This window comes from Gellertiella hungarica, from assembly GCF_014197145.1.
Taxonomy (GTDB): domain Bacteria; phylum Pseudomonadota; class Alphaproteobacteria; order Rhizobiales; family Rhizobiaceae; genus Gellertiella; species Gellertiella hungarica.
Genome location: NZ_JACIEZ010000011.1, coordinates 110,569 through 130,880 on the forward strand (window position 1 = coordinate 110,569; position 20,312 = coordinate 130,880).

A 20,312-nucleotide genomic window follows, 5' to 3' on the forward strand; every position below is an offset into this window, starting at 1 on the left:
CCCGCAATCTGACACTTTGGAGTTTGAACCCATGGTTCCAGCTATCGCCCTTGCCGTGCATCCGGCCAACAAGAACCCCGACCACGAAGCCGTCGCGCAGGTCCAGATCGGCCGCAGCACGGGCGTCGTCTTCAAGCTCGAGGATGGTTTCGTCCCGGCATTCCGCGGGATGGCCTGCCCCGGCTACCTGAAGACGGCACAGAACGCCATCAACTGGATCGAGGCGTATGCCGAGCAGGTGGCGGCATGAGGCCTCCCTTCCCGTTCACTCTGGCTGAGATGCCAATTCACCCTGCAAATTTGCCCACACCTGCCGGTGGACGGCTGATCACTCACGGCCTGACCATGCGCGAGCATTTCGCCGGTCTGGCGATGCAGGGCATCGCGTCAAAGTATCCGTTCGGTCTCCCCAATATGGGCGGATATCCGACCGCTGAGGCGATAGCGGTGACTGCTGTGTCTTATGCCGACGCCCTCATTGCCGAGCTGGCGAAGACGGAAGGCGGTGACGCATGAATCCGAAGCACACGCCGGGGCCTTGGGCATTTGGCAAAGAACGCAGTTGGTTGTTTCGAGGCAACCTAAAGTCGGATTGGAATTATTCGTCCACTACAATTTTGCTTATACATGATGATGCCTTTCGGCCCACGGAGGCAGATGCCATTCTGATCGAGGCAGCGCCTGATCTGCTGGAGGCGCTGAAGGATGCCGAAGAGCTGCTGCGGGTCTACCTCCTAGACGCGAACCCGGTCTGCGTGGCTGCTCGCGCCGCCATCGCCAAGGCGGAGGGCCGCTCATGACCGGCGCCCTCGCTCCCACCTCTACCACGACCTCATTCCACGTGTTCTTTGCCGATGCTGAAGCCCTTCGCATCGAGGCAGAGACGCCAGAAGAAGCCAGGAAGATCGGCGAGCAGCGCCGACCCGGCCTCAAAATCCTCAAATGCAAGCGGATCAAGCAGAAGGAGAAGGCCGATGGCTGAGAACTCCGCAATCTCCTGGACCACCCATACCTGGAACCCCTGGATGGGCTGCACGAAAGTCAGCCCGGCATGCGACGGCTGCTATGCTGAAGCCTTGATGGACAAGCGCTATGGGAAGGTCCAGTGGGGAAATGCTCCGCGTGTCCGCACCGGCGCCCATACGTGGAATGACCCATTCCGTTGGCAGCGCAAGGCAGAGAAGGACGGGACGCGCCCGTTCGTATTCTGTGCGAGCCTTGCTGACATCTTCGATAACCAGGTCGATCCGCAGTGGCGGTCCGATGCCTTCGAGGTGATGCGCAAGACGCAGCGGCTGATCTATCTGCTTCTGACCAAGCGCCCGCAGAACATTGTGAAGCTTGCGGAAGCCGCCGGGGGCTTGCCCATCAATGCGGCGCTTGGAACCACTGTCGAGGATCAGAAGCGCGCCAACCTCAACTTGAGTTGGCTCGTATCCGCACGGATTGGAGCGAAACCGCTCTTCACCTTCGGTTCGTTCGAACCCCTGCTGGGGCCCGTAATCGTCCCGTCGGGCTTAATGCCGGACTGGGTCATAACCGGCGGAGAGACGGACCAAGGCGGCCATAAGTCCCGGCCGACTCATCCAGATTGGTTCCGCTCACTGCGCGATCAGGCTTTGGCCGCCGGGGTGCCGTTCCACCACAAGCAGAATGGCGAGTGGGTGCCGCTTCAAGCCAAGGATGGCGAATGGCCGACTGACGAAGGTAATTTCTGCAGGATCGATCATGATGGGAACCGCTCCCCGTCTGGCTGGCCCATGCAGAAGGTCGGGAAGAAGTTCGCCGGCCGCGAGCTGGACGGGGTCGAGCACAATGGGTTTCCGGAGGTGGCAGATGCTTGATCTGATCCACTCCGAAACCGTCACCGTGCCCGGGCTCTACCGGATGAGCGAGGCTGCCTATCACGCTGATCCTTGTCCGACGCCAAGCCTCAGCCGGTCCGTGGCTTACGAGCTGCTGACCAAGAGCGCCCGGCATGCCAAGGCCGTGCACCCCCGGCTGAGCGTGCAGGAAGAGAAGGAAGAAATGAACAGCCGTGCTCGGGACATCGGCAGCGCTGCACACGCGCTGTTGCTCGGCCAGCCCACGGAAATCGCCTGTCTCGACTACAAGGACTTCAAGAAGAAGGCAGCGCAGGAAGAACGCGCCATGGTGCAGAAGCGCGGTGGTATCGGCCTGATCAAGCCGGACTTCGAGAAGGCTACCGAAATGGTGCAGTTCGCGCGGGAGGTTCTGGCCGCCGAAGAGCACCCCGCTATCCAGGCGCTTGTTAGGGCTGGAACCTCCGCCACCATCTTCAACGAGGTCACCGGGGCGTGGATCGACCCGTGCGGCGACAACTGGGCGCGGTTCCGCGCCGACCGCCTGCACATCGAGCCGGGGCTGGTCACCTGCATCGACTACAAGACGACGGAGCAGGGGGCCGCGCCGGAAGCTGTGGCGAAGACCATCTTCAACAACGGCTATCATTTTCAGGACGGCTTCTATCGCCGCGGTCTCCGGATACTGTTCCCGGAGATCGACCAGCACCAGATGAAGCTGGATTTCATCTTCATCGTCCAGGAGCAGGACCCGCCTTTCGAGATGACGGTGACCCGGATCGACGCCGCCGGCCGCATCATCGGCGAGAAGATGGTCAGCGATGCCTTCCGGCTGTGGCGCAAGCACATGGCTGAGAACCTCTGGCCGGGATACCCGCGCGGGATCATGACCGCCGAGATGCCGCCATTCATCGAGACTCGCTGGATGGCGAAGGAGATCGAGGACCCTCGGCTGCAGAACCTCGGGCACGATCCCGTCAACCCCTACGAAACGCACCCCTACCGCACCCGCGAAATTGCAGGACCATGCTAATGAATGACGCCAGCCTTCGCTCCCTGATTTTCCAGCTTTGCGACATCAACACGGTCACCGGAATCCTTACATGGAAAGAGCGGCCGGTAGAAATGTTCCCGACCGTTCGCGCTTGCCGTTCATGGAATTCTCGCTTCGCAGGAAAAGAGGCCGGGTCCACGAACAAGCGCGGGTACCGCGAAATTCAGATCGGCGGTCGTTTGCATCTGCGCCATAGACTTATCTGGCTCGTGGAATATGGCGTGATGCCGATCCTCGTTGACCATGAGCAGGGTGTCGAGGCTGGCGACGGGATAGGCAATCTTCGAGCGACGGATCAGGCCTCCAATACCAAGAACGCTAAACGGCAGACGCGCAACAAATCAGGTCACACCGGAGTCGAATGGTACGCTCCGGCGGGCAAGTGGCGAGCGACTATCAGGTCGGACGGGCAGCGCATCCACCTCGGTCACTTTGACCAACTGGCCGACGCCGTGGCTGCGAGGCAGGACGCAGAGCGGCTGTACGGTTTTCACCCCAATCATGGAAGATCATCATGACGAACAAATTCACGGATGGCGTCCGCGACGACACTTCCCTTATCATCGGTATTGCGGGCGCTTCCGGCTCCGGCAAGACCGTATCCGCCATGCTGCTGGCTGTCGGGCTGGCGGGTGACGAGCCCATTGCCTTCATTGACACGGAGGGAGGGCGCGCCCGCCACTATTTCCCGACTCCTACCGACACCCGGCCTCAGTCCGAGCTGATCAAGGAATTTCTGTTCCGGGTGAAGTACATGGACATGCGCCCGCCGTTCAGCCCGAGGGCGATCTGGGACGCGATCAACGAAGCGATCGACAACGTGGGCGCCAAGGTGGTTGTCATCGATTCAGCTTCTGACGAATGGGAGGGCGTCGGCGGCCTGCACGACATGCACACCGCCGAGATGGCCCGGCTAGCCAAGAAGCCCTATGACAGCCTTGCGGATTGGGAGTTGCACAAGTTCAATTTCCCAGCCTGGGCGGTCCCGAAGGCCGAGCACAAGTCCCACCTGATGAAGAACCTTCGGCAGGTTCGCGCGCACGTCATCTTCTGCTTCCGCGCCCGCGAGATCACCAAGCCCGTCGAGATCGAGGACGATAAGGGCCGCAAGCGCACGACCGTCCAGAACATCGGGTGGCAGCCGATCTGCGAGCAGAACATGCTCTACGACCTGACGATTTCCTTCATGGTCACGCCAGACCAGAAGGGCGTTCCGCTCATGCAGGGCAATCAGTTCTACGGAAAACTCAACCCGCCCTACTCCCAGTTCTTCGCCCCCGGCCGGCAGGTTTCGGTCGAGACCGGCCAGCGCCTGCGCGCCTGGGCGAAAGGCGAAACCACCTATACCAACAAGCCTGCTTCTCCTCCCTCTGGGCAGGCTTCAGCGGAGTCCGGTTCCTCCTCCCAAGCGCCGGACTCCGCGCCCATCACCGAGCAGCAGGTTCAGAACCTCCTGACCTATCACGCGGAGCTCGCGAAGCAGGCGGATCGGGACGCGCTGATGACGGCCCACAGCGCCTTGAAAGCCACGGTGGCTGACGTTGCCGAGATCGCCAAGCGGATACTCACCGCCCACAACGAGCGCATCAAGGGCAACGCCGAGGCGGACACCACCAACACCTTCATCACTGGCGTGATCGAAGACGCCGCTGGAGTTGAGCCATGACCGTGACGAATGAAATCAAGTGCTACGCCTGCGAAGATAACCCGAAGGCCCCTAACATCCCCTGCGCCATCTGTGGTGCTGCCGCCCTCGCCGCCGCTCCTGTGGGGGTGACGGTGAAGCCGCTCGTTTGGGAGGAAGCTGGTGCCCGGCTGCGAGCAAGAGCGGGTGACCGCGAATACCTGCTGAATATCACGGCGGATGGCAAAAGCTGGGCTGGTGGTACGAGACCATATGCCCCCGAGGTAAACCTGACGTGGAGCAGCATCAAGGATTGCGCGTTCGTAACCCTCGATGCCGCCAAGTCCGCCGCCCAAGCCGATTTCGAGCGCCGCATCCTTTCCGCCCTCACCACCCCGCCCGCCGACCGGGAGGAGATCGAGCGGCTCAACGAACTGAAGGACCGTCTTTACCTCCGCCTCCACCACGACGAAGAAACCATCAACGGTTTGGAAGCCCGCGCGGCCGCCGCAGAAGTCCGCGTGAAGGCGCTGGAGGGCGACGCATCCGTATTGCTTTCCCAGATTGAAGCCCTGCAGGAAGCCGCCGGCCACCGCCTTGAAGGTGAAGACGCCACAGTCGTAGAGGCGATCCGCGCCGCCCTGAAGGGAGGTGAGGACAATGGGTAAGTTCACCGTAGAGAAATGGTGCTGCGACCGGTGCGGGGTTGTTTACGGGAAGCGTCCATCTGATCTGGGATATCGGTATTCTGTCAGCGCTTCCGTTGATTACCCGCAGGACTGCGCAGGAGGCCCGGTCTTCTCCTGGAAGGAAATGTGCAACGAGTGCGATGCACAGGTTTCTCGCGAGGTAAACGCGATGCGTGTTTCCGCCGACAAGGCCAAGGCTGCCCTCAAAGGAGCCTCCAATGACTGACGGGTGGATTGAAGAAATCGCGCCCGCGGCTTGGCGTTGGTCATGTGACCAAGGGGAGACGTGGCATTTTGGACCGAAGGACCCGCGAGTTAACGCTTCGAATGTTCGTAGCGTAGAACCCGATATTGTTGAGCCCATGTATTCCGCCACCGCCCTCTCCGCAGCCCACGAGGCAGGACGGCTGGAAGAGCGGGAGGCGTTGGAGCGGACGCTAAAGCACATACGCATGCGGTCGTCTTTTCACCCCGACGATACCGAGGATGATCTGAAAAGGCAGATGCGCCATATCCACAGCGTGTCAGACGCAGCCATCCGGAGTAGGGAGGGCAGCCCGTGAAAAGCGAAAGCGCCTTTCTAACCGAAGCCCAGGTCGCCGAGCGGATGGGCCTCAAGCTCGAGCAGCTGCGGGACGCACTCCCGTCACTCGACAAGATTGGGTTTCCAAAACCCGATCCTCTTTTCGCAGATCGCCGCTACTGGCCGGCCGTGAAGGCGTTCCTTGACCGCCGCTACGGACTCGCAGCAGCATCGGGGCAGGGCATTCCCGCCCTAGATGGAGTTGAATCATGGAAACGGAAAAAATCGGCCTGAAGAAGAGGCCGAGGAAGGACGGCACGACAGCCTATTACTGGGTTGCGACTGCTGTCTCCTCCAAGGCGAAAGACTATCCGCAGAAGACGGTCCGCGTTCATGGCGACATGAGCGAGATCATCCAGGTATGCCAGACGCTCACGTCAGAGCTGAAGCAATGGCTGGCGGAGAAGGGCATCGGGCCGGCGCCCGTCTACGACAAAAGCCTGCACTCGCTCATTCGTCTGTATCGCTCGAACAAGGCGTCCAGCTACTTCGAGGTTTCATCAAAGACGCGAGAATCCTACGACTACGCATTGAATTTGCTCGATGAAGCGTGCGGATCGCGCATGCTGGATCGCGTGACGGGCCTCGACATGAAGGAGTGGTATGCCCATTTCAAGGAACCGGCGGAAGATACGGCAGCGCAAGCCATCGCACGCGAGGAGGCACGGCAGCGAGGCGAAGTCCTTCCGCCGAACCCCGAGCGCGCCCGGCGGGCCTACTATGTGATGCAGATGCTCCGCATCGTCGTCGGGTTCGGCGTCGTGTCGGATCTTCCTGAATGCTACCGCCTGAAGCACGTGCTGGAGGAAATGCGGTTCCCGGTGCCCAAGGCACGCACGCAGTCCATAACCTTCGAGCAGGTGCAGGCAATCTGCCACAAGGCTGTAGAGAAGGGCCTGCTTTCAATCGCGCTCGCCCAGGCGCTCCAGTTCGAGCTCACCTTGCGTCAGGTGGATGTCATCGGCATGTGGGAGAAGGCAGACGATGCGGCTTCAGGCGGCATCCTGGACCGGGGCCAGCGCTGGGGCGGCGGCCTTCTTTGGTCGCACCTCGATCAGCAGGGCATCCTGACGAAGGTCACAACCAAGGTTGATGATGTCGTGGCCGAGCACGATACCATGCAGTATCCGTTCCTTCGGTCGATCATCGACATGGTTCCCCCGGAGAAGCGGTTCGGCCCGATGATCAAGTCTGAAGCCACTGGCCTGCCATACCGCCGCCGGCACTTCGCTGATGTGTGGAGATCGGTGGCAGATGAGGCAGGCGTTCCGCGTTCCGTATGGAACCGTGACAGCCGGGCAGGGGGCGTCACCGAGGGCTCGGATGCAGGTGCAGATCTTGAGCACCTTCGCCACCACGCGAACCACAAGAATGCGGCCACGACCCAGCGCTATAACCGCCGCACTCTGGAGAAGACCCGGGAAGTGGCGCGTCTGCGCGTGGCAAGCCGGGGAATCAAGAACGGCCCCGGAACGCGCTCTTAGGAACGCGGTCGGAACGCGAGGAACGCGCAATGTAGCGCGCTTGCTTTAAGTGATTGATTTTGTGGGATTTATTGGTGCCCCCGGCAGGGTTCGAACCCGCGACCCCCTGATTACAAATCAGGTGCTCTACCAACTGAGCTACAAGGGCAACCTGATTGGCAAATAGCAGATTTCCGCAGGGAGTAAAGCCCATATCGGGCGACGTGGTTATTTTGCATGCGCGGTCAAGGGGATGGAACCGAAAGAGCTGTTGCGCCCCTTGCCCGCGCGGGCGCTTGCCCTGTAGGGTTTCGAGGAGTTCGCCCCGGGAAGACCATATGCCAGTGCAGCCCTCCATCGCCTTTCTTGCCTCGCACACGGACGTGGCGCAATCCGCGCTTGCGGAGATGGAGGCCATTTACGGCAACGTGCCGCTCGAGGAGGCCGATACCGTGGTAGCGCTGGGCGGCGACGGCTTCATGCTTCAGACGCTGCACCACACCATGAATTCGGGCAAGCGAATCTACGGAATGAACCGTGGTTCCGTCGGCTTCCTGATGAACGACTACCGCGTGGACGGTCTTCCCGAACGGATCGAATCGGCTGTGGAGAACAAGTTTCATCCGCTGGAAATGTCAGTGATGGATGCCACGGGCGCGACCACCGTCGCCCTCGCCATAAACGAGGTTTCCGTCTTCCGCCAGTCCTACCAGGCCGCCAAGCTGCAGGTCGAGATAGACGGCAAGATCCGGCTGTCCGAACTCATCTGCGACGGCCTTCTTGCGGCCACGCCGGTTGGCTCCACGGCTTACAATCTGTCTGCGCACGGGCCGATCCTGCCGCTGGAGGCGCCGCTGATCGCGCTGACGCCGGTCAGCGCCTACAGGCCTCGCCGCTGGCGCGGCGCGCTCCTTTCCGACAAGGTAGATATCGATATCCATGTGCTGGAGCCGGAAAAGCGCCCGGTCAACGCGGTGGCGGACCATGTCGAGGTGAAATCCGTCATTCGCGTCCGTATCGCCCAGTCGAACGACAGCACGGCAAGGATTCTCTCCGATCCCGACCGCTCGTGGTCCGACCGCATTCTGCAGGAGCAGTTCAGCTACTAGGGCATCGTGCTCCGGACCTGTCTTCCCGACAGTTTCTGCAACCCGTAGGCATATCGCGCAGCGCCCGACAATCCTTTCGGGAACAAGGCGGGAGCTTCACCGTTTCCTCCCCGAAGGCCGCCCGATGGTGGCCGGCAGGGCGGAGATCAGCGGATGGCGCAACCGGCAGGGACGACTGAGGAGACCTCGGGCGCAGGAAGCGCCCCGGTATGGACGGCGGGGCGCAGACCGCGGGTCGTCATCATCGGCGGCGGTTTCGGCGGCCTTGCCTGTGCGGATGGTCTTGGCGGTATCGAGGCGGATGTCCTGATCATCGACCGGCGCAACCACAATCTCTTCCAGCCTCTGCTGTATCAGGTGGCGACGGCGGCGCTGTCGCCTGCCGATATCGCAGAACCGATTCGCAAATCCGTGGGCCGGCATCGCAACATCTCGGTGCTGCTCGCGGAGGCAACGGGCATAGACACGGCGGCAAAGGCAGTCCTCTTGGAAGATGCAAGCCGCGTGCCCTACGATATCCTGGTGATTGCCACGGGCTCCGATTACAACTACTTCGGTCACGACGAGTGGCGCCAGCTGGCGCCGGGGCTGAAAACCCTGCGCGAGGCACGGATGATCCGCCAGCGCCTGCTCTCGTCCTTCGAGCGCGCGGAGCGGAGCGACGATCCGCTGGAGCGCCGGGCAGCACTGACCACCATCATCATCGGGGGCGGACCCACGGGCGTGGAAATGGCCGGAGCCGTCTCTGAGCTGGGCCGCTACATGATTCGCCGCGATTTCCGCCGCATCCATCAGGACGAGATGCGCGTGCTGCTGGTGGAGGCCGGGCCTCGACTGCTTGCAGCCTTTCCCGAGGAACTCTCGCATTATGCGGAGGATTATCTCCGCAGCATCGGGGTGGAGGTGCTGGTGAGCGAGCGCGTCGTCGCCATCGAGCCGGGTTCGGTGCAGATGGGCGATGCGCATGTGGCCTGCGGCGCGGTGGTGTGGGGTGCCGGCATCAAGGCCTCTCCCGCGGCTGCCTGGCTCGGCCTCGGCGGCGACCGGATCGGCCGGATCCCCGTCACACCCGCCCTCAACATCGAGAACCATCCCGAGATCTTCTGCCTCGGGGATACGGCGCTCGCCATGGGCGAGGACGGTCAGCCACTGCCGGCGCTGGCTCAGGTGGCCAAGCAGCAGGGGCAATATGTGGCGTCCGTCATCCGCGACCTCACGCGGGGTCGGGCGCAACCACGCCCGTTCCGCTTCCACAATCGGGGCAATACCGCGGTAATCGGCCGGAACGCGGCCGTCTTCGACTTCGGGCGCTTCCGGCTCAAGGGCCGGCCCGCCTGGTTTCTCTGGGCCATCGTGCACGTCTATCTGCTGATCAATTTCGAGAAGCGGGTGCTGGTCTCGATCCAGTGGATGTTCCGGTATCTCACCCGTCAGCGGGGGGCGCGGATCATCGACGAGAAACCGGAATTCTCGGAAGGGGAGGAAGTTCCCCTTGCGTCAGCGGCCGTTCGCCGCTGATGGCGGCCCCGCCTTTTTTCACGCAGCAGGAAAGGATCGATCATGGGAAGACGCTCGAACGCGATGGTCTTCGTCGTAGCACTGGTCATTGCAGCCGCAGCCGGACTGTTCTTCTTCTATGTGCAGGATTTCCGTGCGGCCCCGAAGACAAGGGTGGAAGAGCCCTACAAGCGGACAGCCGACTCTCCGCCCGACGCGGTGGAGGACGAGACAAGCCATCCGGCGCTGAAGGACGGCAAGAACAACGAAGCCCAGCCGTAAGGGCCGGGCTTCGTCTTCGCCTGTCGATAACGAGAAACGCCGGACGTCAGGTCCGGCGGTCCTCGCTGCTGTCGGTATACATCTCGCGCACGGCCTCGCTTCTCGCCACCCGCTCGCCGGGCGTGAGGCGGCGGTTTCTCAGGACCGCATAGAGTATGACGGCTCCGAGGATGACCGGGCCGATCGCCACGGCAAAAAACCAGAGATAGTCACTGATCATCAGGTGCTCCTTCTGCCGCAAGAGGGCGGGGTGCGCCGGTAGCTTCGCCGGCACGGGCCAGCCTTTGCCCGCTCAGCGGGTGGGCCGGTCGCCGCGGTCGCCTTCTCCGGACTTGACAGGGTGCTTTGCATGCTGTCGGCGGTCGGCAGCCAGAGAACGGCCGACATCGACCGAATCCTTGAACCGGCCCTTGTCGTCGCGCCGCACATAGCGCTTGTCCGTGCCGGTATCGATGAGTTCGCGCTTGCTCATGGGCTCCTCACTGATCATCCCGGGTTTTCATGGCGTCTCCCAGATCGGTCTTCTTGGGGTCCTGGAGATTTTCGCCGGCGGCGTCCCGGTCTTTTTCCGGATCGTCCTTTGCCTTCAGATACCCACGGGGCGTGTTCTGCTGCGGTCCTTCCCAGCGCGGCCACTGTTCGGTCGTGCCGGGAGCGCCGCCTGGACGCGGAGTGTTGCTCATCTCAGTCTCCTTCATGCTGGTTCATGGGCTGAACGGCTTGGGAGCGCCGAGGGTTCCATCTGCAGCTTTCTGGTGCGCCTGAAAGATATATCTATCGGAAATTTAGGGATTACCGAGGAGCTAACGATGAAAGGCGAAAAAGGTGGTTGATAAGCGCCAGGATTGCCGATCTTCAAGGCAAGCGCTGCGTGAGTCAGTTTTTATTAAAAGCTATACTGAACAATCAGGGGGAATTGGCTCAAAAAGGCAGCGAAAGCATGCAGGGACGGTTGAAATCCTTTGTGGTGGCACGCTTCGCCCGGGCGCGGATATCCTATTATCTGCCGGCGCTGCTGTTCTGCCTGGCCGTGGGGACCGGTCTCTACCTGATGGATGGAGACCGGCAACGGCAATATATCGCTGCCGAACGGCTGGAGACCAGCAAGCGGCTTGCCGATATCTCCGCCCGGCTGGATGCCCGCATCAACGCCAACGTCAACCTGGTGCAGGGGCTGGTGACGATGATGGGCGTGCGGCCGGTGGAAACGCAGGCCGAGTTCACAACCCTCGCGGCGAGCCTCCTGTCCCGCCCCTCGGAGATCAAGGTGCTGGCCGGCGCGCCGGGCATGGTCGTCAGCATGATCTTTCCCTACGAGATGAACCGAAGGGCGCTCGGCCTGGATTACAGGAAGAACGACGAGCAGCGGCCGGGCGTGTTGCGGGCGCGCGATACGCGGCAGATGGTGCTGACCGGGCCGATCCACCTGGTGCAGGGCGGCACTGGCCTGATTGCGCGCTATCCGGTTTTCCGGCAGGACGACGGCAGCTTCTGGGGCATCGTCTCCGCCATCATCGATCTGGACAAGCTTTACCGGGACAGCGGCTTCGGGCTTGCCAGCGGTCTCGACGTGGCGATCTACAAGGACAATCCCCAGAAGGAGAAGGCCGTCTTCTACGGGGATCCGGCCGTTCTCGAGCGCAGCCCGGTGGAGCTGTCGCTGAAGGTCGGCATCGATCGCTGGCATCTGGCAGCAACGCCTGCCGAGGGCTGGGGCGACTATGCAACGGAACTCAAGCGCTTCCGCGCCTATACCGTCCTGATCGCGATCGCCATCATCATCCCGCTTGCCTGGGCGGCGCTTCTCGCCAAGCAGCGGCAGGCGAACATGCGGGTTCTGCGCGAAAGCGAGGAGCAGCTGGAAACCCTGTCGCAGCGGCTCGGCCTGGCGCTCAAGGCGTCGGAAATCGGTGTGTGGGAATACATGCCGGCCACCGACACGCTGATCTGGGACCAGCGCATGCGGGAGCTCTATGGCGTCGATCCGTCCAAGCCCATCTGCGAATATGACGACTGGCGCAGTGCTCTTCATCCGGATGATCTGGCGGATGCGGAAGCCACCTTCGCGCGCTGTCTCGAAAAGGAAGCCCCGTACAACACCGATTTCCGCGTGATCGATGCGAACGGCGCCATTCGTTACATCAGGGCGCATGGCGGCGTGTTCCGCAACTCGAACGGCGTGGTGCGCATGATCGGGGCGAACTGGGACATCACGCGCGACGTGATGATGCAGTCCGCGCTACGCGATGCACGCGACCAGCTGGAGCACCAGTCGCTGCACGACGCCCTGACGGGATTGCCGAACCGACGCTTCCTCGAACGCCTTCTCAAGACGGAGGAGGGCGAGGAAGAAGGGCTTGGCCTCATTCATGCCGACCTCGACCGTTTCAAGGAGGTGAACGATACCTTCGGTCACCGGGCCGGAGATGCGGTGCTGAAGGCGGCTGCGGACCGTATCCGCTCGCTGGTCGGGCCCGGAGAATTCGCCTCGCGGATCGGCGGCGACGAGTTCGTGATCGTCACCCGCGGCGCCTCGGCCGAGGAGCGCTCCCGGAGCCTTGCCGACGCACTTGTCGGGGCGATGAGCGAGCCCATCGATTTCGAAGGCCACTTCTGCCGCATCGGATGCAGCGCCGGCGTCGCGGTGCAGACCTTCCGGCACGAGAATCCGCTCCAGCTTCTCGGCAATGCGGATATCGCGCTGTACGAGGCGAAGAAGCGGGGCCGCAACCGGTTCGAGTTCTTCTCCGACGGATTGCGCCTGGCCGCCGTGCAGGCGAAGAAGACGGCCGACGAGCTGATCGTCGCGCTGGAGCAGGACGAATTCGTGCCTTACTTCCAGCCGCAGTTCGATGCGGTCACGCTCGATATCGTCGGCGCCGAAGCCCTTGCCCGCTGGAACCACGAGACGCGCGGTCTCCTTACCCCGGACCGCTTCCTCTCGGTGGCGGAGGCGACCAACCGCGTGGCCGACATCGACGCCGTCATCTTCGAGAAGGCGCTCTTCCATCTGGCGCGCTGGCAGGCCAACGGCTTCCAGATCCCGTCGGTTTCGGTGAACATTTCCGCCCAGCGCCTCGGCGACGACCGCCTGTTCGACTCGCTGAACCGCATCGCCTTCAAGCCCGGTTCGGTATCCTTCGAGCTGCTGGAGACCATCTATCTCGACGATCCCGATGTTTCCCTCGTCGCGGCGGTTCGTCGCCTGAAGGCGGCGGGCATCGACATCGAGATCGACGATTTCGGGTCCGGCCATGCGAGCATCGTCAGCCTTCTGGAGCTGGCACCCAAGCGGCTGAAGATCGACCGCAAGCTGGTAGCGCCCATCCGCGACTCGCTCTCGCGTCGGCAGATGGTGGCTTCGATCATCGAGATCGGCCGCTCGCAGGGCATCGAGATCGTGGCCGAAGGCGTCGAAACCATGGAACATGCGGCCATCCTGCGCGATCTCGGCTGCCATGCGCTTCAGGGCTATGCCTTTGCCAAGCCGATGCCGGCCAACGCGATGATGGCCTTCATGCGGGACTGGCAGGAGCGCAAGCGGGTCCTCCTGGCTGCGGGCTGAGACAGTCCCGGATCCGTCTGCGCCTATTTCAGGACAATGCCCTGGCCGATCAGCGTGTTGCGCATGCGATCGATGAGGTCGCGCCGGGCCTCGGTCCAGACCGCGGTCTTTGCCCAGTACGCGACCTTGAGCGTGGTCTTGTCGGCGGCGAGATCGTCGGAAAACACGCGGGGCGCCGGGCTCTTCTCCACGCGCTCGTCGCGCTCGACCACCCCGAGCAGCAGCCGCTTCACGAGATCGAGGTCCGTATCGTTGGCAACGGCAATCGTGAGCTCCTGCAGGCGCTGGGGACGACGGCTGTGATTGGTGATCGGCACATTCCACAGGATGGAATTCGGGGCAAGCAGATAGAGCCCCTCCGCGGTCTTCAGCTCCGTGGCAAACAGGCCCACTTCCATCACCGTGCCATTGACGGCGGGCGTGACGATGTATTCGCCGACGCGCAGCGGGCGCAGCACCAGCAGCATGATGCCCGCGGCGATGTTCTGGAGCGTTCCCTGAAGCGCAAGACCGATGGCGAGGCCCGCGGCACCGAGGGCAGCGACGATCGAGGTCGTCTGGACGCCGAACTGGCCCAGCACCGTCACGAAGACCAGCGTCATGATTCCATAGCGCAGCACATTCGCGAAGAATTGCGCCAGGGTCAGGTCGACACCGTCGAAGCGCGAGACCGCCTCGTAGAGCCAGCGGCTGAGGAGGCGGGCCAGCATCCAGCCGACGATCAGCAGGATGATCGCGCCGATCACCGACAGCGAGTAATGGACCGCAAGCGCTGTCAGCTGGTTGAGCGCTGTGCGGGTGGCGGCAATGAAGTTGGAGCTCTCGAAATCCATCGGATCCTTTCACCTCGGCTCGCGTGGAAAGGCGGCACCCGAAAGCACCGGCAGAGGTGAAGGAATGAGCGAGGCGCTGAAAGGTTCCCGGCGAAGCGGGCCTTGATGCAGGCGGCATGGCCACCCGCGCGGCCTGCGGTCAGGTCTTGTCGGGTGTGGGGTCGTCCTGTCGCGCAGCAGGCGAGGAGAGGGCAAAGAGACCGCCCGCGAGGATGAGCAAGGCGCCGTAGAAGGTGGCGCTGTCAGGCACCTCGTTGAAGAACAGGTAGCCCCAGAGCGGTGCCCAGAGAAGGCCCGTATATTCGAAGGAGGCGACCACGCTCGCCTTGGCGATGCGGTAGGCCTGGGTCAGCAGCACGATGCCGAAGGCGGCGATGACGCCGCAGGATGCGATCAGCAGGAAATCCCGTGCCGTCGGCATGGTCCAGGGGCGGACCAGGAAGTTGAGGGATGGGTGGCTTGCGCTTTCGATGCCGGTAAGGTTGAGGACGAAGGCCAGCACGAGGGCGCCGGCGAGATAGACCCCGTTCTGGTAGAAGGCCATCACCGAAGCCTTTTCGTCTCCGCCCAGCTTGCGCGCCATCAGCATCGAAAGGGCGTAGGTGGCTGCCGAAAAGAGCGAAAGGAACGCGGCCGGCTCGAACAGGCCGGCTCCCGGCCTCAGCATGACCATGACCCCCGCGAAACCCACGCCGACGGCGGTGATGCGCCGCCAGCCGATGGTTTCGCCGAGAAGAGGGGCGGCCATTGCCAGCATGAAGAGCGGCACGGTGAAGTAGAGCGCAACCGCATCCGCGAGCTTCAGGGCCGGAAAGGCCATGTAATAGGTCGTGTAGGCCAGCAGCATCACTGCCGATCGGCTGACGAGCGGCCTGAAATTCCGGGAAAGAAGCGCGCGCGGTCCTGCCTCCCACCACACCATGGCAAAGAGGATGGGCACCGAAACGATGCAGCGGATCGACACCACCTGGGTGAGGGCATAGGATCCCGACACCGCCTTGACGATTGCATCCTGGGTCGAGAAGACCAGAACCCCGAGGCACAGATAGACGACACCCAGAAGGGTCTTGTTTTGCATGAGGGCTCCTCAGGAGGGACGGACGGTCGTACCGGGCGGCGGGAGCTCCAGAATAAGCACCGGAGCGACTTTTTCCAGCATCAGATGCGACACGGGCTTGGCCGTAAAGGACGCCGGTGCTGCGGGCCGGGAGAAACCCCATGCATAGGTATATATTAAAGTGGTAAAATATCCTCGAATGCTGTGTTCTCGTGCGAGCATCTTTCTTCTATAAAACAGGGGTTTATAGGAAATATCCTGAACAAATAATATATAGAAGGGGTATTTTCATGAATGGCATAGCGCGCAATTTCATGCTTCTCGCACTTTCCTTCCTCTTCCTCGGCGTGGTGGTGGGGCTTTACATGGCGATCAGTCAGGATCATGCCCAGTCAACGGCCCATGCGCATATCATGCTGGCGGGATGGGTGACGGCCGCACTGTGTGCGCTGTTCTACCGCGTGACGGAAAAGGCGGCTCTCAGCCGGCTTGCGCAGGTGCATTTCTGGCTTCAGGCTCCTTCCACCGTTGTCATGACGGTGTCCCTGCTTTTCCTTTATGCCGGGCATGCGGAAGCCGAAACCGGGGCCGCCGTCGGCTCGGTGGGATTCGCCGTGGCAGTCGTGGTCTTTGCCTTCAACGTGGTCCTGTCCTTCGGCGAAACTTGACGATCGTCAGCTCCCGGGCGATTTCCGCCTCCCGGCCGCCACTTTGGCCGCTGCGGGGCTGGACAAGCTTGCCCGGCGGCTCTACCGGCAGGCAAAACCAACACTGGAGTGTCCCATGGAAGTCCGCGACAGCAACGGCACCGTCCTCGCCGAAGGCGACAATGTCACCCTCATCAAGGATCTCAAGGTGAAGGGCACTTCGGAAACCCTGAAGCGCGGCACGATGATCAAGGGCATCCACCTCACGGACGATCCGGCCGAGGTCGAATGCCGCCACGCCAAGATCAAGGGCCTCGTGCTGCGCACGGAGTTCCTGAAGAAGGCGTGACGGGGGCGGGCCTTCGCCTCAGACCGTCTTCAGCATGCCGCCATCGACGAAATAGGTCGAGCCGACCGAATAGCTTGCCTTGTCGGAGCACAGGAAGACGAAGAAGTTGGCCAGCTCTTCCGGCGTGCCGAAGCGCTTTACGGTCGCGTGCTCGTCGGCCACGGACTGGAGGTAACCCTGCCAGTCGCCGCCGGTATTCTCCGTCAGCTGCTTGGCCGTCTTGATCCAGTCGGGCGTGAGGATGAGGCCGGGATTGACGCAGTTGACCCGGATGTTGTCCATTGCAACCTCGGTGGCCAGCGTTTTTGAAAACATCATCAGCGCCGCCTTGGTGACGTTGTAGATCGGCTCGTACCAGAGCGGCTGAACCGCACAGATCGACGCATTGTGCAGCACGACGCCGCCGCCCTTCGCCCGCATCTGCGGCACGAGACCGCGGGCAAGGCGTACGGCCGCCATGACGTGCAGATCCCAGTAAGCCTGCCATTTCTCGTCCGGCGCTTCCATGATGGTCTCGTTGGACCCCGTGCCGGCATTGTTGACGAGAATATCGGCGCCGCCCATGGCGGCTGCGGCGGCTATGACCGCATCCACCCCCTCGACGGTTGCGACATCTGCGGCAACGCCTCTTGCCGTCACGCCGAAGCGGGCGGCAATGCGCGCCGCTTCCGTCTCGGCGCGTTCACCGCCGCGCGCGGCGATCAGAATGTTGGCGCCCTCTGCCGCCAGCCCTTCGGCGACCGCCAGCCCGATGCCCACCGAGCCGCCGGTGACAACCGCATTCTTGCCCTTCAGTCCCATGTCCATCGTCAATCCTCCTCGTCAGACGCGAGGGAGGCTAGCGGAAACGGGCGCCAGGGGGAATCACCAAGAACAGACCGGTCGAACCGCCTATTTCCGGATCATGGAAAGCGGCTTGCCACCTTCTTCCTTCGCCTTGTCGAAACGCTCCGGCGTCACGGCCACCAGCGACAGCGAGCTGCCGTCCTCGCCGAGAAGACTGAGTCCGAGCCCGTCGATCTGCCAGCGATGGAGCTTCAGCTTCTTCACGGCAGAAGCGCAGTCACCGGATGGTGACAGAGGGAAGGTGCCGTCCTCCTCGGCCTCCGCCTTGAGCTCAAGCTGGCAGAGCGTCTCGCCTTCGGGGCGCGCGAGCGTCCAGGTGCCGGCTATGGCGGCGGGGGCAGGGATGGCGTTCAGTCCGGCTGGCGGTTCGAAGAGCAGCAGCAGCGGAGGATTGTCCGCGGTCCGGTGCGGGCCGCCCTCCTGCTCCTCGAAGCGGGCAATGACCTTCCGGACGGGGTCGATCAGCTGGATGGCGCCGTTCTCGCCGAAATTCCACGCGGCGGCATTGCCGATGGCGGGCAGTACGGAGGCACAGGCTTCCTCGGCACCCTCCACCGCAAGCCCGCCGATCGACTCGCCGTCGGTCAGGCGGATGCGGCATCCGGGCTTTCCGTCGGCCGGAGCGACCAGCCACTCCCCGGTGGTCGCCCGGATGATCTCCGGGTCTATGTCCTGTGCCGCGAGGGAGCTGCATGAGAAGAAAACCGATCCCGCCGCGACGAGCGGGATCAGCCATGGACGATAAGGGGTCTGGCCTTGCATCGGGTCCTCCTCCCGGATTGCCGGCCGTGCCGGCTAAGCCTTCAGATACTGCCGTGCGGCATAGAGCGAGATTGCCGCCGCATTGGACACGTTGAGCGACTTGATGGCGCCCGGCATGTCGAGCCGGGCAAGCGCGGTCACCGTTTCGCGCGTCTTCTGCCGCAGGCCCTTGCCCTCGTTGCCGAGCACGAGCGCGATGCGTTCGCCTGCGAAGGTGCCCTCGAGCGGTGCCGGCCCTTCCGAATCCAGCCCGATGGTGGTGAAGCCGAGCTCGTGCAGTTCCCCGAGGGCATCGGCGAGATTGGTGATCTGGATGTAGGGAATCATCTCCAGCGCGCCCGAGGCGGACTTGGCCAGCACGCCGGACTCGGTCGGGCTGTGGCGCATGGTGGTGATCACGGCACCGCAATCGAAGGCGACGGCCGAGCGCATGATGGCGCCGACGTTGTGGGGATCGGTGACCTGGTCCAGTACCAGAAGGAGCGGGCTGTCCTTCAGAGCCTCCAGCCGGCGAACCGGCAGCGGCCGTGTCTCCAGCATCACGCCCTGGTGGATGGCATCGGGTCCGAGCACGCGGTCTATATCCTGCGGAGAAACGATATCCACAGGAAAGGGCAGGGCCTCTGCCGGGCCGATGTCGAGGCGGGCAAAGGCGTTCTGCGTGACCGAAAGGCGGATGTTCTTCCGTTCGGGATTGGCGATTGCCGCGCGCACGGTGTGCAGGCCGTAGAGATAGACCTGCTCCGGCGAAAGCGGCGGCGGCGTCCAGCCTTCCGCCTTGCGGCGCTTGTTCGGTGCGGGGGTGGGAATCTCGCCCCGCTCGCGCTTCTGGTCGCGATGCTGGCGGCGGAGATTGGCGTAATGGGTGTCCTTTGCGGACCGGTCTGCTGGGGGCTTTTTGCTCATGGTGCCTTATAGTCTCCCCGTCGTTCGCCGCAAAGCCCCGGGCTTCCGGGCTTTTGAAAAGGAAGGGATATTTTTTCCGGATTTTTGCATCACGACCGTGTTGACAGATCGGAACGAGACAGTCATATACGCGGCGCAGATCGAACGGGGCGCCGCTCAACGAAGCGCTTTTCGATCCGCGTAAAGCTTGGTTGTTTGATCCGGTTGGAACGGAGAGATGCCCGAGTGGTTAAAGGGGACGGACTGTAAATCCGTTGGCTCAGCCTACGTTGGTTCAAATCCAACTCTCTCCACCATTCCTTCTCGTGATCATAGACCGCCGCGGGTATAGCTCAATGGTAGAGCAGCAGCCTTCCAAGCTGAATACGCGGGTTCGATTCCCGCTACCCGCTCCAATCCTTTCATAACTGTTTGATTTGAGTGTCGTTTCCGGCCGCTGCCCGCTATTCGCCGCGCTGGGTCCGGGCAAACTCATTTAAGTCTTGCGCATTGCGCGTGAAAGCCTTAAACGGCTGCACCAAACCGGTTCGCCGGGCCACCCTATCGTTCACAGGAAGCATTCAAATGGCAAAAAGTAAGTTTGAGCGCACTAAGCCGCACGTAAACATCGGCACGATCGGTCACGTTGACCACGGCAAGACCTCGCTGACGGCTGCGATCACGAAGTATTTCGGTGAATTCAAGGCCTACGACCAGATCGACGCCGCGCCGGAAGAAAAGGCTCGTGGCATCACCATCTCGACGGCGCACGTCGAGTACGAGACGGCCAACCGCCACTATGCGCACGTCGACTGCCCCGGCCACGCCGACTACGTCAAGAACATGATCACCGGTGCTGCCCAGATGGACGGCGCGATCCTGGTTTGCTCGGCTGCCGACGGCCCGATGCCGCAGACCCGCGAGCACATCCTGCTCGCCCGTCAGGTTGGCGTTCCGGCGATCGTCGTGTTCCTGAACAAGGTCGACCAGGTTGACGACGCCGAGCTCCTCGAGCTCGTCGAGCTTGAAGTTCGCGAACTTCTGTCGTCCTACGACTTCCCCGGCGACGATATCCCGATCATCAAGGGCTCGGCTCTTGCTGCTCTGGAAGACTCCAACAAGGAAATCGGCGAGAACGCGATCCGCGCGCTGATGGAAGCCGTCGACTCCTACATCCCGACGCCTGAGCGTCCGATCGACCAGCCCTTCCTGATGCCGATCGAAGACGTGTTCTCGATCTCGGG

Annotated in this window: 27 protein-coding genes and 3 tRNA genes; 21 read left to right on the forward strand and 9 right to left on the reverse strand. The window is 62.6% G+C overall.

Features of this window, described 5'->3' with window-relative positions:
• Positions 1-31: 31 nt before the first annotated feature.
• The 12 genes from GGR23_RS19750 to GGR23_RS19805 all read left to right on the forward strand — a co-directional run bounded on the left by GGR23_RS19750 (position 32) and on the right by GGR23_RS19805 (position 7,257).
• Complete coding sequence (locus GGR23_RS19750; protein WP_183368043.1) at positions 32-250, forward strand: hypothetical protein; 219 nt, start codon at positions 32-34, stop codon at positions 248-250.
• Entirely contained in the window at positions 247-516 is a 270-nt protein-coding gene (locus GGR23_RS19755) for a hypothetical protein (protein ID WP_183368044.1), read from the forward strand. Before GGR23_RS19750 ends, GGR23_RS19755 begins: the two co-directional genes overlap by 4 nt.
• Positions 513-800, forward strand: coding sequence for a hypothetical protein (locus tag GGR23_RS19760; protein WP_183368045.1), 288 nt, complete (start codon positions 513-515; stop codon positions 798-800). Before GGR23_RS19755 ends, GGR23_RS19760 begins: the two co-directional genes overlap by 4 nt.
• Positions 797-982, forward strand: coding sequence for a hypothetical protein (locus GGR23_RS19765; protein ID WP_183368046.1), 186 nt, complete (start codon positions 797-799; stop codon positions 980-982). Before GGR23_RS19760 ends, GGR23_RS19765 begins: the two co-directional genes overlap by 4 nt.
• The gene (locus tag GGR23_RS19770) at positions 975-1,844 is read left to right on the forward strand and encodes a phage Gp37/Gp68 family protein (protein ID WP_183368047.1); all 870 of its coding nucleotides are present in this window, start codon (positions 975-977) and stop codon (positions 1,842-1,844) included. Before GGR23_RS19765 ends, GGR23_RS19770 begins: the two co-directional genes overlap by 8 nt.
• Positions 1,837-2,856: a PD-(D/E)XK nuclease-like domain-containing protein gene (locus GGR23_RS19775; protein WP_183368048.1), complete on the forward strand. Its 1,020-nt coding sequence runs from the start codon at positions 1,837-1,839 to the stop codon at positions 2,854-2,856. The genes GGR23_RS19770 and GGR23_RS19775 overlap by 8 nt, the downstream gene beginning before the upstream one ends.
• Positions 2,856-3,395, forward strand: a complete 540-nt coding sequence (locus tag GGR23_RS19780; RefSeq protein WP_183368049.1) for an HNH endonuclease — start codon at positions 2,856-2,858, stop codon at positions 3,393-3,395. The genes GGR23_RS19775 and GGR23_RS19780 overlap by 1 nt, the downstream gene beginning before the upstream one ends.
• Positions 3,392-4,543, forward strand: coding sequence for an AAA family ATPase (locus tag GGR23_RS19785; RefSeq protein ID WP_183368050.1), 1,152 nt, complete (start codon positions 3,392-3,394; stop codon positions 4,541-4,543). Before GGR23_RS19780 ends, GGR23_RS19785 begins: the two co-directional genes overlap by 4 nt.
• Positions 4,540-5,169 (forward strand): hypothetical protein, encoded by a 630-nt coding sequence (locus GGR23_RS19790; protein WP_183368051.1) that lies wholly within the window; start codon positions 4,540-4,542, stop codon positions 5,167-5,169. The genes GGR23_RS19785 and GGR23_RS19790 overlap by 4 nt, the downstream gene beginning before the upstream one ends.
• Positions 5,162-5,416, forward strand: a complete 255-nt coding sequence (locus GGR23_RS19795; protein WP_183368052.1) for a hypothetical protein — start codon at positions 5,162-5,164, stop codon at positions 5,414-5,416. Before GGR23_RS19790 ends, GGR23_RS19795 begins: the two co-directional genes overlap by 8 nt.
• 333 nt (positions 5,417-5,749) lie before the next feature.
• On the forward strand, positions 5,750-6,007 hold the full coding sequence (locus GGR23_RS19800) for a winged helix-turn-helix domain-containing protein (protein ID WP_343066708.1): 258 nt from the start codon (positions 5,750-5,752) through the stop codon (positions 6,005-6,007).
• Positions 5,983-7,257 carry a site-specific integrase gene (locus tag GGR23_RS19805; RefSeq protein ID WP_183368053.1) on the forward strand — a complete coding sequence of 425 codons (1,275 nt, stop codon included), beginning with the start codon at positions 5,983-5,985 and terminating at the stop codon, positions 7,255-7,257. Before GGR23_RS19800 ends, GGR23_RS19805 begins: the two co-directional genes overlap by 25 nt.
• Before the next feature lie 72 nt (positions 7,258-7,329).
• Here GGR23_RS19805 and GGR23_RS19810 read toward each other — a convergent pair.
• A tRNA-Thr gene (locus GGR23_RS19810) sits at positions 7,330-7,405 on the reverse strand.
• A gap of 169 nt (positions 7,406-7,574) precedes the next feature.
• Between GGR23_RS19810 and GGR23_RS19815 the strand changes: the two genes are divergently transcribed.
• The 3 genes from GGR23_RS19815 (at position 7,575) to GGR23_RS19825 (ending at position 10,124) form a co-directional block, all read left to right on the forward strand.
• Entirely contained in the window at positions 7,575-8,345 is a 771-nt protein-coding gene (locus GGR23_RS19815) for an NAD kinase (RefSeq protein ID WP_183368054.1), read from the forward strand.
• Positions 8,346-8,498: 153 nt separating this feature from the next.
• The gene (locus GGR23_RS19820; protein WP_183368055.1) at positions 8,499-9,863 is read left to right on the forward strand and encodes an NAD(P)/FAD-dependent oxidoreductase; all 1,365 of its coding nucleotides are present in this window, start codon (positions 8,499-8,501) and stop codon (positions 9,861-9,863) included.
• 42 nt (positions 9,864-9,905) lie between these two features.
• Positions 9,906-10,124 (forward strand): hypothetical protein, encoded by a 219-nt coding sequence (locus GGR23_RS19825; protein WP_183368056.1) that lies wholly within the window; start codon positions 9,906-9,908, stop codon positions 10,122-10,124.
• A gap of 46 nt (positions 10,125-10,170) precedes the next feature.
• Here GGR23_RS19825 and GGR23_RS19830 read toward each other — a convergent pair whose 3' ends face one another.
• The 3 genes from GGR23_RS19830 to GGR23_RS19840 form a co-directional block, all read right to left on the reverse strand.
• The gene (locus tag GGR23_RS19830) at positions 10,171-10,344 is read right to left on the reverse strand and encodes a hypothetical protein (protein ID WP_183368057.1); all 174 of its coding nucleotides are present in this window, start codon (positions 10,342-10,344) and stop codon (positions 10,171-10,173) included.
• Between the two features lie 72 nt (positions 10,345-10,416).
• Positions 10,417-10,596 (reverse strand): hypothetical protein, encoded by a 180-nt coding sequence (locus GGR23_RS19835; RefSeq protein ID WP_183368058.1) that lies wholly within the window; start codon positions 10,594-10,596, stop codon positions 10,417-10,419.
• Positions 10,597-10,603: 7 nt separating this feature from the next.
• Complete coding sequence (locus GGR23_RS19840; RefSeq protein ID WP_183368059.1) at positions 10,604-10,807, reverse strand: hypothetical protein; 204 nt, start codon at positions 10,805-10,807, stop codon at positions 10,604-10,606.
• A gap of 257 nt (positions 10,808-11,064) precedes the next feature.
• Between GGR23_RS19840 and GGR23_RS19845 the strand changes: the two genes are divergently transcribed.
• Positions 11,065-13,689 carry a bifunctional diguanylate cyclase/phosphodiesterase gene (locus tag GGR23_RS19845; protein WP_183368060.1) on the forward strand — a complete coding sequence of 875 codons (2,625 nt, stop codon included), beginning with the start codon at positions 11,065-11,067 and terminating at the stop codon, positions 13,687-13,689.
• Positions 13,690-13,712: 23 nt separating this feature from the next.
• Here GGR23_RS19845 and GGR23_RS19850 read toward each other — a convergent pair whose 3' ends face one another.
• Both GGR23_RS19850 and GGR23_RS19855 read right to left on the reverse strand, forming a co-directional pair.
• Positions 13,713-14,522: a mechanosensitive ion channel family protein gene (locus tag GGR23_RS19850; protein ID WP_183368061.1), complete on the reverse strand. Its 810-nt coding sequence runs from the start codon at positions 14,520-14,522 to the stop codon at positions 13,713-13,715.
• Between the two features lie 139 nt (positions 14,523-14,661).
• Positions 14,662-15,600: a DMT family transporter gene (locus GGR23_RS19855; RefSeq protein ID WP_183368062.1), complete on the reverse strand. Its 939-nt coding sequence runs from the start codon at positions 15,598-15,600 to the stop codon at positions 14,662-14,664.
• Positions 15,601-15,869: 269 nt separating this feature from the next.
• Between GGR23_RS19855 and GGR23_RS19860 the strand changes: the two genes are divergently transcribed.
• Together GGR23_RS19860 and GGR23_RS19865 are read left to right on the forward strand one after the other, a co-directional pair.
• Positions 15,870-16,247, forward strand: coding sequence for a hypothetical protein (locus GGR23_RS19860; protein WP_183368063.1), 378 nt, complete (start codon positions 15,870-15,872; stop codon positions 16,245-16,247).
• Positions 16,248-16,362: 115 nt separating this feature from the next.
• Positions 16,363-16,575 carry an alkylphosphonate utilization protein gene (locus tag GGR23_RS19865; RefSeq protein ID WP_183368064.1) on the forward strand — a complete coding sequence of 71 codons (213 nt, stop codon included), beginning with the start codon at positions 16,363-16,365 and terminating at the stop codon, positions 16,573-16,575.
• A gap of 18 nt (positions 16,576-16,593) precedes the next feature.
• Here GGR23_RS19865 and GGR23_RS19870 read toward each other — a convergent pair whose 3' ends face one another.
• The 3 genes from GGR23_RS19870 to GGR23_RS19880 all read right to left on the reverse strand — a co-directional run bounded on the left by GGR23_RS19870 (position 16,594) and on the right by GGR23_RS19880 (position 19,089).
• A complete protein-coding gene (locus GGR23_RS19870) occupies positions 16,594-17,382 on the reverse strand; it encodes an SDR family NAD(P)-dependent oxidoreductase (RefSeq protein ID WP_183368065.1) in 789 nt (262 codons plus the stop codon).
• An 84-nt stretch (positions 17,383-17,466) separates the two neighbouring features.
• Positions 17,467-18,183 (reverse strand): AprI/Inh family metalloprotease inhibitor, encoded by a 717-nt coding sequence (locus GGR23_RS19875; RefSeq protein ID WP_183368066.1) that lies wholly within the window; start codon positions 18,181-18,183, stop codon positions 17,467-17,469.
• Between the two features lie 33 nt (positions 18,184-18,216).
• Positions 18,217-19,089, reverse strand: a complete 873-nt coding sequence (locus tag GGR23_RS19880; protein ID WP_183368067.1) for a TrmH family RNA methyltransferase — start codon at positions 19,087-19,089, stop codon at positions 18,217-18,219.
• A gap of 211 nt (positions 19,090-19,300) precedes the next feature.
• Between GGR23_RS19880 and GGR23_RS19885 the strand changes: the two genes are divergently transcribed.
• The 3 genes from GGR23_RS19885 to GGR23_RS19895 form a co-directional block, all read left to right on the forward strand.
• Positions 19,301-19,385 (forward strand) — tRNA-Tyr (locus GGR23_RS19885).
• 25 nt (positions 19,386-19,410) lie between these two features.
• A tRNA-Gly gene (locus GGR23_RS19890) sits at positions 19,411-19,484 on the forward strand.
• Positions 19,485-19,653: 169 nt separating this feature from the next.
• The coding region (locus GGR23_RS19895) for a GTP-binding protein (RefSeq protein WP_183368068.1) at positions 19,654-20,312 on the forward strand (659 nt) is incomplete at its 3' end.